Annotated in this window: 11 protein-coding genes; 4 read left to right on the top strand and 7 right to left on the bottom strand. The window is 67.0% G+C overall.

Annotated features, from left to right (window positions below; all coding sequences use genetic code 11):
• Positions 1-13 precede the first annotated feature (13 nt).
• The 3 genes from ACFULV_RS27125 to ACFULV_RS27115 all read left to right on the top strand — a co-directional run bounded on the left by ACFULV_RS27125 (position 14) and on the right by ACFULV_RS27115 (position 3,036).
• Positions 14-736 carry a GntR family transcriptional regulator gene (locus ACFULV_RS27125; protein WP_378636910.1) on the top strand — a complete coding sequence of 241 codons (723 nt, stop codon included), beginning with the start codon at positions 14-16 and terminating at the stop codon, positions 734-736.
• Between the two features lie 84 nt (positions 737-820).
• Entirely contained in the window at positions 821-2,308 is a 1,488-nt protein-coding gene (locus ACFULV_RS27120) for an NCS1 family nucleobase:cation symporter-1 (RefSeq protein WP_378661417.1), read from the top strand.
• Complete coding sequence (locus tag ACFULV_RS27115) at positions 2,308-3,036, top strand: aspartate/glutamate racemase family protein (RefSeq protein WP_378661414.1); 729 nt, start codon at positions 2,308-2,310, stop codon at positions 3,034-3,036. The genes ACFULV_RS27120 and ACFULV_RS27115 overlap by 1 nt, the downstream gene beginning before the upstream one ends.
• A 7-nt stretch (positions 3,037-3,043) precedes the next feature.
• Here ACFULV_RS27115 and ACFULV_RS27110 read toward each other — a convergent pair whose 3' ends face one another.
• From ACFULV_RS27110 to ACFULV_RS27090, 5 genes are all read right to left on the bottom strand, one after another.
• A complete protein-coding gene (locus ACFULV_RS27110) occupies positions 3,044-3,415 on the bottom strand; it encodes a hypothetical protein (protein WP_378636902.1) in 372 nt (123 codons plus the stop codon).
• A 171-nt stretch (positions 3,416-3,586) separates the two neighbouring features.
• Positions 3,587-4,147: an isopentenyl-diphosphate Delta-isomerase gene (gene idi, locus ACFULV_RS27105; RefSeq protein ID WP_378661412.1), complete on the bottom strand. Its 561-nt coding sequence runs from the start codon at positions 4,145-4,147 to the stop codon at positions 3,587-3,589.
• A complete protein-coding gene (locus tag ACFULV_RS27100; protein ID WP_378636896.1) occupies positions 4,144-5,016 on the bottom strand; it encodes a geranyl diphosphate 2-C-methyltransferase in 873 nt (290 codons plus the stop codon). Before ACFULV_RS27100 ends, idi begins: the two co-directional genes overlap by 4 nt.
• Positions 5,013-6,290, bottom strand: coding sequence for a family 2 encapsulin nanocompartment cargo protein terpene cyclase (locus ACFULV_RS27095; protein ID WP_378661410.1), 1,278 nt, complete (start codon positions 6,288-6,290; stop codon positions 5,013-5,015). Before ACFULV_RS27095 ends, ACFULV_RS27100 begins: the two co-directional genes overlap by 4 nt.
• A 12-nt stretch (positions 6,291-6,302) precedes the next feature.
• A complete protein-coding gene (locus tag ACFULV_RS27090) occupies positions 6,303-7,709 on the bottom strand; it encodes a family 2B encapsulin nanocompartment shell protein (protein WP_378636890.1) in 1,407 nt (468 codons plus the stop codon).
• A gap of 560 nt (positions 7,710-8,269) precedes the next feature.
• On the opposite strand from ACFULV_RS27090, the gene ACFULV_RS27085 reads away from it, so the two are divergent.
• A complete protein-coding gene (locus ACFULV_RS27085) occupies positions 8,270-11,227 on the top strand; it encodes an AMP-binding protein (RefSeq protein WP_378661408.1) in 2,958 nt (985 codons plus the stop codon).
• 57 nt (positions 11,228-11,284) lie between these two features.
• Here ACFULV_RS27085 and rffA read toward each other — a convergent pair whose 3' ends face one another.
• Both rffA and ACFULV_RS27075 read right to left on the bottom strand, forming a co-directional pair.
• On the bottom strand, positions 11,285-12,421 hold the full coding sequence (gene rffA / locus ACFULV_RS27080) for a dTDP-4-amino-4,6-dideoxygalactose transaminase (protein ID WP_378661406.1): 1,137 nt from the start codon (positions 12,419-12,421) through the stop codon (positions 11,285-11,287).
• Complete coding sequence (locus ACFULV_RS27075) at positions 12,418-13,458, bottom strand: glycosyltransferase (protein WP_378636883.1); 1,041 nt, start codon at positions 13,456-13,458, stop codon at positions 12,418-12,420. The genes rffA and ACFULV_RS27075 overlap by 4 nt, the downstream gene beginning before the upstream one ends.
• Positions 13,459-13,464: the final 6 nt, after the last annotated feature.

Here is a 13,464-nt window from a genome sequence, read left to right as displayed (position 1 = left end):
ATAGCATGTTCGCATGCCCCCGAGACGACGATCGGCGCTGCTCGCAAGGCTTGTGGTCGATGAGCCAGGCCGACCGCAAGTGATTCTGGGCGAACTGCGCCGGGTGATCCTCGACGGTGCCGTACCGCCGTGCACCGTGATCCCGCTGCGTGAAGTCGCCGAGCTGTTCGGGGTGAGTCACATCCCGGTCCGTGAGGCGCTCAAGACGCTGATCGGGGAGGGCCTGGTCACCCACCGTCAGCAGCGCGGCTACCAGGTGGCCCAGCTCACCGCCCGTGAACTGCGCGAAATGTACATCGTGCGTGACACTTTGGAGACGGCGTCACTCGCCGCGGCCGCGCTGCACGCCGACGAGGCCGAACGCGCGCACCTGCTCGCGGTGAACGACCTGCTCGAACGCGCCATCCTCGACGACGATCCCGAGTCGTACCAGCGCCAGTCCCGCAGCTTCCACGTGGCGCTGACCCGGCCGTCACGGATGTTCCGGCTGCTGTACATGCTCGAAGCCGCGTGGAATGTCACCGAGCCGGTGCAGTCGATGGTCCACATCGACCGACTCGACCGCGAGCGCCTGCACATCGACCACATCGCCATGCTCGACGCGTTCCTCGCCCGCGATGTCGACCGTCTGCTCGTGGCCGCCGAGGAGCACCACCGCAGGCTGGAAACCGTGGTCGCGACCCTGCCGACCGATACCGGGCTGCTCGCTCCGGAAGATATATCTTCGGTGCAATAGGCGCGAAATTCCCGGGAAACCGCTGGGCAATTGCTGATACTTACCGTCAATTCAGCAGATGTACCCTTTCGGACGGGAACGATCATGACCGACACCCTTACGTCCTCGGCGGTTCCCGCCGGCGAACCGCCCATTTACGACCCGCGGCTGACGAACGAGGATCTGGCACCCCTGCGCAAGCAGAGCTGGGGCACTTACAACATCTTCGCGTTCTGGATGTCGGATGTGCACAGCGTCGGCGGATATGTCACGGCGGGAAGCCTTTTCGCACTCGGGCTGGCCAGTTGGCAGGTGCTCGCCGCACTGCTCATCGGCATCACCATCGTGTACTTCTTCTGTAATCTGGTGGCGAAACCGAGTCAGATGACCGGGGTGCCCTATCCGGTGATCTGCCGCAGTGCGTTCGGCGTGCTCGGCGCGAATATTCCCGCGATCATCCGCGGTCTGATCGCGGTGGCCTGGTACGGCATTCAGACTTTCCTCGCGTCGGCGGCGCTGGATGTCGTTCTGGTGAAACTGTTTCCGGGATTGGCGCCCTACGCCGTCACCGCCGACTACGGGTTCCTCGGACTGTCGGCCCTGGGCTGGGGCAGCTTCCTGCTGCTGTGGGTGGTGCAGGCGTGCGTGTTCTGGCGGGGCATGGAATCGATTCGCCGGTTCATCGACTTCTGCGGTCCCGCCGTCTACGTCGTCATGTTCCTGCTGTGCGGCTACCTCATCGCGAAGGCGGGCTGGAGTGCCATCGACCTGAAACTCGGCGATGTGAAATACACCGGCTGGGCGTCGGTGCCGGTGATGCTCGGCGCGATCGCCCTCGTCGTGTCGTATTTCTCGGGGCCGATGCTCAATTTCGGTGACTTCTCCCGATACGGCAAGAGCTTCGCCGCGGTGAAGAAGGGGAACTTCCTCGGGCTTCCGGTGAATTTCCTGGTCTTCTCGGTACTGGTGGTGGTCACCGCCTCCCTGACATTGCCGGTGTACGGCGAGCTCATCACCGATCCGGTCGCCACCGTCGCCAAGATCGATTCCACTTTCGCGATCGTGCTCGGCGCACTCACCTTCACCGTCGCCACCATCGGGATCAATATCGTCGCGAACTTCATCTCACCGGCTTTCGATTTCTCGAACGTCAGTCCGCAGCGGATCAGCTGGCGGGCGGGCGGCATGATCGCGGCGGTCGGTTCGGTCCTGATCACGCCCTGGAATCTGTACAACAATCCTGACGTCATCCACTACACCCTCGAGGTTCTCGGGGCCTTCATCGGACCGCTGTTCGGGGTGCTGATCTGCGATTACTACCTGGTGCGCAAGCAGAAGGTGGTCGTCGACGATCTGTTCACGATGTCGGAGCAGGGGACGTATTACTACGCGAAGGGCTATCACCCGGCCGCGATCATCGCGACCGCGGTGGCCGCCGCGGTGGCGGTGTTCCCGGTGCTGGCCAACAGCCTGCCCGGCATGCACACCGCCGCCCAATACAGCTGGTTCATCGGGTGCGGCATCGGCTTCGCCGTCTACTACCTGCTGACGGGCGACGCGCGGACGGCCGCTGCCGAGGAGGTCGGTGTCTGATGCGCATCCGGGTCGTCAACCCGAACACCACGCGGGCGATGACCGACACGATCGAGCAGTGTGCGCTGGCCGTCGCGGGCCCGGGCACGCTGCTCGACGCGGTCACCTCCGAGATCGGGCCCGCCTCGATCGAGAGCCACTACGACGAGGCGATGAGCGTGCCGGGCCTGCTCGCCGCGATCCGGCAGGGCGAGGCCGACGGGGTGGACGGGTACGTCATCGCCTGCTTCGGAGATCCGGGCTTGGACGCGGCACGGGAACTGGCGGCGGGGCCGGTGATCGGGATCGCCGAGGCGGCCATGCACACCGCGAGCCATCTGGGTCGCGGATTCAGTGTCGTCACGACGCTCGGCCGCACCATCGGGCGGGCGGCCGATCTCGCGGAACACTATGGGATGCAACGGTTCTGCCGGGGAATCCACGCGTGCGAGATCCCGGTACTCGCCCTCGACACCGATCCGGACGCGCGCAAGATCGTCACCGAGGCGTGCCGGGTCGCCGTCGCGCAGGACGGGTCCGATGCTGTGGTGCTCGGGTGTGCCGGAATGGCGGATCTGTGCGCGCACATCCGCGACGAGATCGGGGTGCCGGTGATCGACGGCGTCGCGGCGGCGACCTTGACCGTGCAGTCGCTGCTGACGATGGGCCTGCGCAAGTCGGGTAGGGGAGAGTTCGCGACGCCGCCGCCGAAGACGTACGAGGGACTGCTGGAATCGTTCGGTTCGTGAAGGCCGGTCAGACGCCGGCGGTCTCGGTGCCCAGTGCGTTCAGCACCGCGGCGAGATCGTCGACGTCGACGACCAGGCGGGTGAAGTCGGGCCCGTCCAGGTCGATCCGCACGGCACTGCCGCCGAAAGTGGTGTCCCAGAACTCTTTGCGGCCCTTGCCGCGGTAGACGCCCGCGGCGATCACGCCGGGGATGAAGGTGCCGGGGGCACGGACCCACGGGGGCCGCAGGTCCACTTCGGCGGTAGCGATCTCGGTGATCGCGGCGCGGTCGATCACGACCTGCTGGCGCAGAGCGAGCAGGCGATGCCCACCGAGCACATTGACCGTCACCGTGTCGTCGTTGATCTCGACCTCGACCATCGCTACCTCACTCGCCATCGTGCGGACCGTTCGATGTCCAGTTTCGCCGGGCGGCCTGTTCACGGACTGTGGTGAGCCTGTGAGTTCCCCAAGGAACTCGAAACCATCTACAAATATAGATATGCGCATCTGTTCGATATATCGTCACGGGAGGCCCCGGGACGAGAAAAGAAAGCCGGGACAGCCAGGTCAGCGCTGGTGGGCCTGATCGGCGATCTCGAGCACCTGGGACAGCCACGGCGTGAACTTGCCGGGGTTCTCCGCCAGATCCGCACGCACCTCCTGCGGGGGGATCCACGCCCAGCGGGCGATCTCGGCCGGGTCCGGCCGCGGGGGCACCTCGCCGACCACACCGATCAGGACATGGTCGTACTCGTGCTCCACACGGCCGGTCTTCTCGTCGCCGGCGAGGTAGGTGAACACGCCGACCTTCGTGAGTTCGGCGGCCATCCCGAACTCCTCGCGCAACCGGATCGCAGCGGCCTCGACAACGCTCTGACCCGGCAGCGGATGCCCGCAGCAGGTGTTCGCCCACTGGAGCGGGAACCGGGTCTTCACCGCCGCGCGCTGCTGGAGCAGGACGTGTCCGCGCGAGTCGAACAGCAGCACGGAGAAGGCGCGGTGGAGCGTGCCCGGTGGCCGATGGGCATCGGCCACCGAGCACGCTCCGATCGCGGCGCCTGATTCGTCGACCAGCTCGACGAGCATGGTTTCGCGGTCGGTCGACGGGTCGGCGAGCTTCTCGGTCACCTGGCCACCTTATCGGCGACGATCATCAGGTACTGGAAGCTGCCCTCGCGGTAGGCGGTGAGGAACGGCTGTTCGACGCCGGTGGCGAGCTCGGAATGGGTGCGCAACTCCCAGTACGGGATGGTGTCGGGCGTGAGGTCGACGACCGTGGTGGGGACGAGGCCGCTGTCGGACAGTGCGCGGAAGTACTCGCTGCGCGGGTGGATCATGCAGCCGTAGTGCGCGTCGATCCAGCTGACCGAGGCGGACCGGCCGCCGGTGACGTCGTTGGAGCAGCCGGTGATGCACACGTAGCGCCCACCCGGTTCGAGCACGCGGGCGAATTCGTCGAAGAGATCGAAAAGGTCGACGTACATGGTGGTTTCGTTGGTCCAGATGGCCCGAGCCGACTCGTCGACGAAGCCGGTGTCGAGCATATTGCGGAAGTGGAACCCGACCCGCTCCGTCACACCGCGCGCCTCGGCCTGATCGTTGGCGAAGCCGACCTGGTACTCGGAGATGCTGACGCCGTCGACGTGGCAGCCGAATCGATCGGCGGCCATGAAACTGGTGCCGCCGCGGCCCGAGCCGCCGTCGATCAGCCGGTCGTCGGGGGTGATGGCGCCGAGGTTGTCGAGCAGATAGTCGGCCTGGGCGGTCTCGAGGCGGTGTAGTTCGCGCACGATCCGTTCCTGCCGGGTCTTCTCCGGGCCTTCGAGCACCGACCAATCGGGTTCGCCGATGCCGTAGTGGTGGTGGTAGAGGCCGTCGACCTTGCCCAGTTCGGTATTGACCCGGTCGTCGTTGGGATTGTTGTTCCAGTACGCGGCGACCGAACGCTGATAGGTGGTGCGCAGGACCGAGCGGTCGGGGGTGTTGACGATGGTCATCTGTCGTCCTCTCCTGGTGCGATGTCGTGGTAGCGGCGACTGCCCGCGTGCCAGGCGCGGTTGCCGCCCATCCAGGCCCACAGCCCGGCCAGGAAGCGGCGCAGCTGGGGGGAGCCCGAGGCGGCGAGGGGGGCCGCCTCCCGTTCGAAGCGATGCATCAGTTCGTCGTGGATCTGGGCGGTGCGCAGCACGGCGTCGGCCCGGCTGCAGCCCTCCTCGGCGGCCAGGACCGTCGGCAGGTTGAACTCCCTGCCGCCCGAAAGGTCCTCGCGCACCATCGAATACAGGTCGTTCACCATCTGGGCGGCCAGCGCGGCGGTGGTGGTCACCCGGCGCACCGCCGGATCGGCGTAGTCGGCGGCGGTGAGTTCGTAGCCGCCGACCGCGTCGATCGGTGCCATACACGGCAGGAAACTGTGCGGCTGCCGGTTGGTCAGGTACTCCCAGACCGGCGGCATCCGGTCCGCGGTGCGCCAGCCCGCCTCCGCGCCGAGCGCGATGAACCACCCCGCGATCTCGGTGCGTAACCGGGCCAGCTGCGCCGGGCTCGCGTACCCCGCCAGGTGCGCGAACGAGGTGCGGAACGCGCGCAGGATCGGGTCGGCCTGCATGGCCTGTTCGAGTCTGGGCGCGTACCGCGTGGGTAGATGGGCCGGATCCATCGCGGCGGCGGCCAACTCGAGCCGTGGCCCGAGTTCGGCGGCGGCGCTGGACGGCGTGCCGTCGGGTGCGGTGTCGCCAGGGGCGTCCTCCTCGCAGTAGTAGTCGTCGACCGACCATTCCGCCACCGCGCAGCGTGCGGCGGCCAGCAGCCGGTCGGGATCGTCGCAATCGGGATGGGCGAGCATGATCAACCGGCCGAAGTCGGCCTTGGCGAGCTCGTCCAGACGGCCGTCGTAGAGGCCGATCTCGGCGGCCCAGGCGAGCAGACCCGCGTTGACGGCCTCGGCCAGCGCCGGGTCGTCACGCTCGGGAGGTGGGCAGTAGAGGGCGGGAATCGACTGTTGCCCAGTGGAATTCGTTGTCTCCGCAGCGGGAGCGGCAGGAGAATTCTGTGCAGGGAACAATCGCAGGCCTGAAGTGCCTATCCCGGTCGGACCGCGAAGACGACGTGGCGTGACGGAGCCGGTGGGCGCACTGTGTGCGCGTCGGGGGAGCGTCGCGGTGCCGGAGAACAGGTCGGCCGGGGCGGCGGCGCCGTGCAACAGGGCCGCCACCGCGACAGCCAGCTCGCCTGCCGCGATGGGAGCGCCGACCCTGGTGAGGATGGACACGGTCCGCGCCGATCAGTCGGCGCGACGCGCGACGAGCACGTCGTCCAGCACGCCGAGCGCATCGGGAACGAGGACGGCCGCGGAGTAATAGCAGCTCACCAGGTACGACATGATCGACTGGTCGTCGATCTGCTTGAACCGGACGTTGAGGCTCGGCTCGTATTCGTCGGGAATGCCGGTCTGATGCAGCCCCACGACGCCCTGATCCTTCTCACCGATGCGCATCGCCATGATCGATGTGGTCTGGGTGTCGCTGACCGGGATCTTGCCGCACGGCAGCAGGGGCACGCCGCGCCAGGCGGGCACCCGGTGCCCCTGGTACTCCACGGGATCGGGATACAGACCGCGGCGCGAACACTCGCGACCGAACGCGGCGATCGCTTTCGGATGTGCGAGAAAGAATTTGGTGCCGCGCCGCATGCTGAGCAGCTCGTCCATGTCGTCGGGGGTCGGCGCGCCGGATTCGGTGGTGATGCGCTGTTTGAGGTCGCAGTTGTGCAGCAGCCCGAACTCGGCATTGTTCACCAGGTCGTGCTCGCGTCGCTCGTAGAGCGCTTCGACGGTGAGCCGCAGCTGCTGGTCGACCTGGTTCATCGGATCGTTGAACAGGTCGGCGACGCGGGTGTGCACGCGCAGCACGCTCTGGGCCAGGCTGAGTTCGTATTCGCGGGGGCTGGCGTCGTAGTCGACGAAAGTGCCTTCGAGCAGCGGTTCACCGGAGTGGCCGGAGGCGATCTCGATATCGGCTTCACCCTTGGAGTTCTGGAGCCGGCTCGACCGCTGGGCCGCTTCGGTGCGGATCTGATCCAGCTCCGGGTTCAGTTCGAGGAATTGCTCGAATTGTTGTCTCGGCAGGCAGAGGATGGTGGTTCTGGTCACCGTCTTCACCGTGTCCGGCCAGATCGCCGAAGGATCGGTGAGCATTTCCTCGCCGTAATAGTCGCCGCCGGACAGCAGGCCGAGTTTGGTCGACTCGCCGTATTGACCGGAGCCGAGTCGGGCGAGTTTTCCGTGCACGACGAGGATCACCTGATCCATCGGATTGCCGAATTCGGCGACGACCGATCCCGGATCGAGGTCGTATTGCACGAATTTGTCCGCGAGCGGGCGCAGGAGTTCGTCGTCGTCGATATTGCGCAGCGGCGGAAGCTCACGGAGTTCCTGTGGAATCACCCTGGCCCGGGATCCGTCGACGACGAATTCCACTTCGCCGTTGCCGACAGTGTGAGTGAGCCTGCGGTTGACCCGGTAGATACCGCCCGCGACCTGCACCCATGGCAGGGCGCGTGAGAGCCAGCGCGAGCTGATGCCCTGCATCTGCGGTTCGGATTTGGTGGTATGTGTCAGCTTGTGCGCGGCCGTGGTACTCAGGCTCTTGCGCACGGAATTGTCTGTGGGCAACGGCATTTCGATGGTCATGGGATATGTCCTCACCTCGGGACGGAAAATCGGCACGGCCGATCGACCTGTGTGGCGCGACAATGCGCGACAGGCTTTGGGGTGTGGTTGATGGTGCGAAGCGAATGGTCCTGCGCGGATAACCGGGCGTGTGAAACGGTGTTACACGAAATCTGATGCGTGTCAGTGCGTTCCGGACGATAACGATGGTAGGTGGTTGCGGAGGCCGCGCGCCGGATATTCGGGAAAACATGGTGATGACCGGGAGAACCGTTGTGCGGGAGGCGATTGCGGACAGGTGCGTGTCCGGGGGTGGCCCGCGCTGTGTTCTCGGCGCCGATGCTCGGCCGCCACCTCTGCCCCGGACTGTCGGTTCCCGGACGATCTCGGCGGGACAGCGAACCGTACGAGAGTTGTGACCTCAGTGTTATCGGCCGTTGAGCGGGGCATGTGATTCGAATCGCCGGAACATGCGGCCTGTCACAGCCGACACATAATGGAGGTCCGATGTGGCAAGCTCATATGAGCACATCGGGGTGTGTGAGGTGTGTCACTTTGAGCAGGTAGGCCAGGTGGGAACGGTGGATATCAGTCCAAAAGGTGTGGTCGGTTCGGTGCAGCGGTTGCTGGCTACCGCGCAGAACGGGCTGGAGGTGATCCGCTTCGGCGGGTTGTCACACGATGTCGAGTCCTCGCCCTTCGAGGTCGTCGAGCGTCGGCGCATGTACCGGCTGCGACATTACTTCCCCGACGATACGACGCCGGGGCGTCCGGTGGCGTTGCTGGTGCCGCCGTTGATGGTGAACGCCGACATCTGGGACGTGAACGCGGCAGGCGGCGCGGTCGGCATCCTGCACGAGAGCGGAATCGACTGCTGGGTCATCGATTTCGGCTCACCCGCGACTGAGGAGGGCGGCTGGGAGCGCGACCTGGCCGACCACGTGCTCGCGGTGAACTCCGCGATCGACACTGTCTGTGATGCCACCGGCGCGCAGCTGCATTTGATGGGGTACTCCCAGGGCGGCATGTTCGCCTACCAGACCACCGCCTATCGCTACGGCAAGGGCGTGGCCTCCATCGTCACCTTCGGCAGCCCTGTCGACATCGTCAACGGGATGCCGTTCGGTCTGCCCTACGGTCTGGTTTCCGAAGTCGCCGATTTCCTCGCCGACCACGTGATGCACCGGCTGCCGATCACCGAATCGATGGTCCGCATCGGCTTCCAGATGCTCGACCCGGTGAAGACCGCCAAGTCGCGGATCGACTTCCTGCTGCAATTGCACGATCGGGAAGCGTTGCTGCCCAAGGAACGTCAGCGCCGCTTCCTCAACAGCGATGGCTGGGTGGGGTATTCGGGTCCGGCGGTGGCCGATCTGCTCAAGCAGTTCGTCGCCCACAACCGGATGATGCTCGGCGGATTCGTGATTCGCGACCACCCGGTATCGCTCGCTGAGCTCAAGTGCCCGATCCTGGCCTTCGTCGGCGAGGTGGACGACATCGGTCAGCCCGCCGCGGTGCGTGGCATCGTGCGGGCCGCCCCCAATGCCGAGGTGTACGAAGCGAGTTTGGTGGCAGGCCATTTCGGGCTCGTCGCCGGCTCGACGGCCACCAACCACACCTGGCCGATGGTGCGCGACTGGATCGCCTGGATGGACGGCAACGGCACCCTGCCCGAGCAGATCGTGCCCATGCAGGAACACGTCGCGAGCAACGCGCCGCGCACCGCCGCCACCCGGATGGTGCACACCGCCGCCGGCCTGGCCGAGGCGGGCGCGGGTGTCGGCAAGGCACTGGAAGGCATCGCGGGCAACACGATTCGCGGATCGCTCGAAATGGCGGGGGAGGCGGCGCGGGCACTGCCCCGGCTGACCCGGCTCGGGATGATCCAGCCGCATACCCGCATCTCGCTCGGCAAACTGCTCAGTGAGCACGCGAGCCGCGCGCCGCAGAAGGACCTGGTCCTCTTCGACGACCGGGTGCACACCAATGCCGCCGTCGAGGAGCGCGTCGACAATGTCGTGCGCGGCCTGATCTCGGTCGGCATCCGCCCCGCCATGCGCGTCGGCATCATGATGGAGACGCGCCCGAGCGCCCTGGCCTCGGTCGCGGCGCTCTCCCGCATCGGCGCCGTCGCGGTGCTGCTGGCGCCGGGCGCCGAACTCGACCGGGCCATCGAGCTGACCGGCGTGCAGACGCTGATCGCCGATCCGGAGAACCTGCGCACCGCCGCCGCGACGGCCGCCAGGGTGCTGGTACTCGGCGGTGGCGACAGCCGCGCGCTCGCGGTGCCGACCAGCGATCGGGTGATCGACCTCGAGCAGATCGACCCGGCGAAGGTCCGGGTGCCCGCCTGGTACCGGCCGAACCCGGGCCTGGCGCGCGAACTCGCGTTCGTGCTCGTCCTCGGCTCCGGCGAGCGCCTCGAGGCGAAGTACATCACCAACCACCGCTGGGCCCTGTCGGCGTTCGGCACCGCGAGCGCGGCCGACCTCGACCGTCGTGACACGGTCTACTGCCTTGCGCCACTGCACCATTCGTCCGGGCTGCTGGTGAGCCTCGGCGGGGCGATCGCCGGCGGCAGCCGCATCGCGCTGGCTCGGCCGATGGACATGGATCCGGGCCGGTTCGCCGAAGAGGTGCACCGCTACGGCGTCACCGTCGTCACCTACACCTGGACGATGCTGCGCGACCTGCTCGACTCCCAGGTCTTCCCCGCAGGCCACAACCATCCGATCCGGCTGTTCATCGGTTCCGGTATGCCCGCGGGTCTGTGGCGGCGCACCATCGAACAGTTCGCCCCGGCCAGGGTGCTCGAGTTCTACGCCTCGATCGACGGCGACGTGGTGCTGGCGAATGTCACCGGCGCCAAGATCGGATCGAAGGGCAGGCCGGTTCCGGGCACCGCGCGGGTCGAATTGGTCGCCTACGACCCGGTCAGCGAGCAGATCCTCGTCGGCGACGACGGGTTCGCCCGCCGCTGCGCCGACAACGAACCCGGGTTGCTGCTCGGCAAGGCCGTAGACGGTGGCGACATCTCCGACGGTGGGCTGCGCGGTGTGTTCCGCGCCGGTGACGCCTGGTGGCCGACGGAGAACCTGTTCCGGCGTGACAGCGACGGTGACTACTGGTTGGTCGACCGTCGCGACACCGTGATCCGTGCCGTGCGCGGCCCCGTGTTCACCCAGCCGATCGTGGACGTGCTCAACGACATCACCCCGGTCGACATGGAGGTCGCGTTCGGGCTGAAGACCGCGGCGGGGGTGATCGCCGCGGCCGCCCTGAGCGTGCGTGACGGGTTCCGGATCGAACCGGGCGACGTCACCGAGGCGATGCGCGGGCTGGAGCCAGGCCAGCGCCCTGACCTGGTCTACGTCGTCGACGAGATCCCGCGCAGTTCCAGCTTCCGCCCCTCGGCCTCGGCGATCCACGCCGCGGGTCTGCCCAAGGCCGGACCGGGTACCTGGATCTACAACCGGGAGACCGAGGCTTACGAGGTGCTCAGCAACGCCGCGGCGGCGACGCTGTTCGGCGGAAGCTGACCGCACAATGCGAAGGCCGCCCGGCAGAAACCGGGCGGCCTTTGTTCGATTTTGCGGCTACACCTGGTATTCGGTGACCGCGTCGACGACACGACCGAGCTGCGCCTCGCTGAGCAATGGCCACAGCGGCAGGCGCACGATCGTCGCCGAGAAATTCGCCGAGCGGGTGCACGGCACCGGGGTACGGCCGTACTTGAGGCCCGCGGGGCTCGAATCCAGCGGAATGTAGTGGAACGGCGCCACGATGCCGCGTTCGGCCAGGTGGGCGATGATGCCGTCGCGGCTGTCCTCGCTGGGCATGCGCAGGTAGAACAGGTGCGCGGTGTGCCCCGCGTCGGCGGGCACCGTCATCGGGCGCACGTCGTTGCGTGCCGCCCAGTCGGGCAGCGCGGCCGCGTAGGTGTCCCACACGCGGTGACGGTTGGCCTGGATGGTGTCGAATTCGGCCAGCTGGGCGTCGAGCACGGCGGCATTGAGCTCGCTGGGCAGGTAGCTGGAACCGATGTCCTGCCAGGAGTACTTGTCGACCTGGCCGCGCAGGAAGCGAGCGCGGTCGGTGCCCTTCTCCCGCATGATCTCGGCGCGGCCCATCAGGATCTCGTCCGACAGCAGCAGCGCGCCGCCCTCACCGCAGTGCACGTTCTTGGTGTCGTGGAAACTCTGCGTGCCGAGGGTGCCGATCGTGCCGAGCTGCCGACCACGCCAGGTGCCACCGAGACCGTGCGCGTTGTCCTCGATGATCGCCACGCCGTGCTGGGCCGCCAGCGCGAGCAGCGGCTCCATGTCGGCGGCGACACCGCCGTAGTGCATCACCACGATGGCCTTGGTGCGGTCGGTGATCGCGGCGGCCGTGGCGGCGGGGTCGATATTGCCGGTGGACTCGTCGATGTCGACGAACACACAGGTGGAACCGCGCAGGGCCATCGAGGTGGCCGCGGAGGTGAACGCGAAACTGGGGACGATCACCTCGTCGTCGGGGCCCAGCTCCAGCAGCAGGGCGCCCAATTCGAGCGCGTGCGTGCAGGAGGTGGTGAGCAGCGCGTGATCGGCGCCGGTGATGGCTTTGATCTTCGCCGTCGCCGACTTGGTGAACTGACCGTCGCCGTGACTGTGATCGGAATCGAGCACGGTCATCAGATTGGGGCGTTCAGCGGCAGCCCGGAACGGCCTGCTGAAGATGATGCGGTCGCTCACGCGCGCTGGCCCTTCTCCGTCGCGGCTGCCGGTACCGCGGCGTCGACTCGATGGTTCACGGCCGGCGCATGCATCGTATCCGGGCGCGGTGTCGGGGTCTGCACGGTGAGGTAGAGCGGCTTGCCGACCAGGATGTGCAGTGCGACACCGAGATACTCGGCGATCAAACCGAGCGAGAACAGCATCGCGCCCGAGCACAGCAGCATCACGACGATGATCGATGCCCAGCCCTCGGGATCGTGGTTGTCCTGCGTCAGCGCCTGCACGATCACCACCGCGGCCATGATCACCCCGGCCAGCGCGAGAGTGACCCCGAGCATGCTCACCAGCCGCAGGCCGCGAGTGCCGCTGCACAGCACCATCTTCCAGAACAGTGAGAACAGGCGGCGATAGTTGTACCCGGACTCCTCGCGCCCTTCGGCGCGCAGCACCACCGGCACCGAGACCGTATTGCCGACGACCCAGGTGAGCGCCACGTCCAGGTACACCCCGTTGGCCGCGACCTCGGCGAGCTGACGGCCGATGTCGCCGCGGATCAGCCGGAAGCTCTCGAAGCGCGTCGAATCCGGGAACGCGAACACCGTCGCGAGCACGATCTTGGCGCCGCGTGAGGTGAGATTGCGCAGGAAGCCGTGCGGGCGGGTATTGGACGGTTTCGAATAGACCAGGTCCGCGCGCGAGGCCAGCGCCGCGTCGAGGAAGTCCGCGATGAACGCGGGGTCGTGCTGACCGTCCTCGTCCATCGTGACGATCCAGTCGCCCTGTGCCGCCGCCATCCCGGCGATCGTCGCCGCGTCCTGACCGAAGTTGCGGCTCAACCACACCGCGCGCACCTGCGGGAAGGAGCCTTCCAATTCCTGCAGGACGACATCGGAGCGGTCGGGGCCGTTGTCGTGCACGAGGATGATCTCCTCGACCGCGAACCGGGCGCCCGCCGCGGTCGTACTCGGGCCCGTCAGCCGGTCCAGCTCGGCGACCAGTGCCGCGATCGTGTCCTCGCCCCGATACACCGGAACGACCACCGACACCGAATGCACCGGGCT

The sequence above is a fragment of the Nocardia sp. NPDC057272 genome, assembly GCF_042668615.1.
GTDB lineage: Bacteria > Actinomycetota > Actinomycetes > Mycobacteriales > Mycobacteriaceae > Nocardia.
Note: the sequence above shows the minus strand (reverse complement) of the source record. Positions and strands in the feature narration are given on the sequence as shown.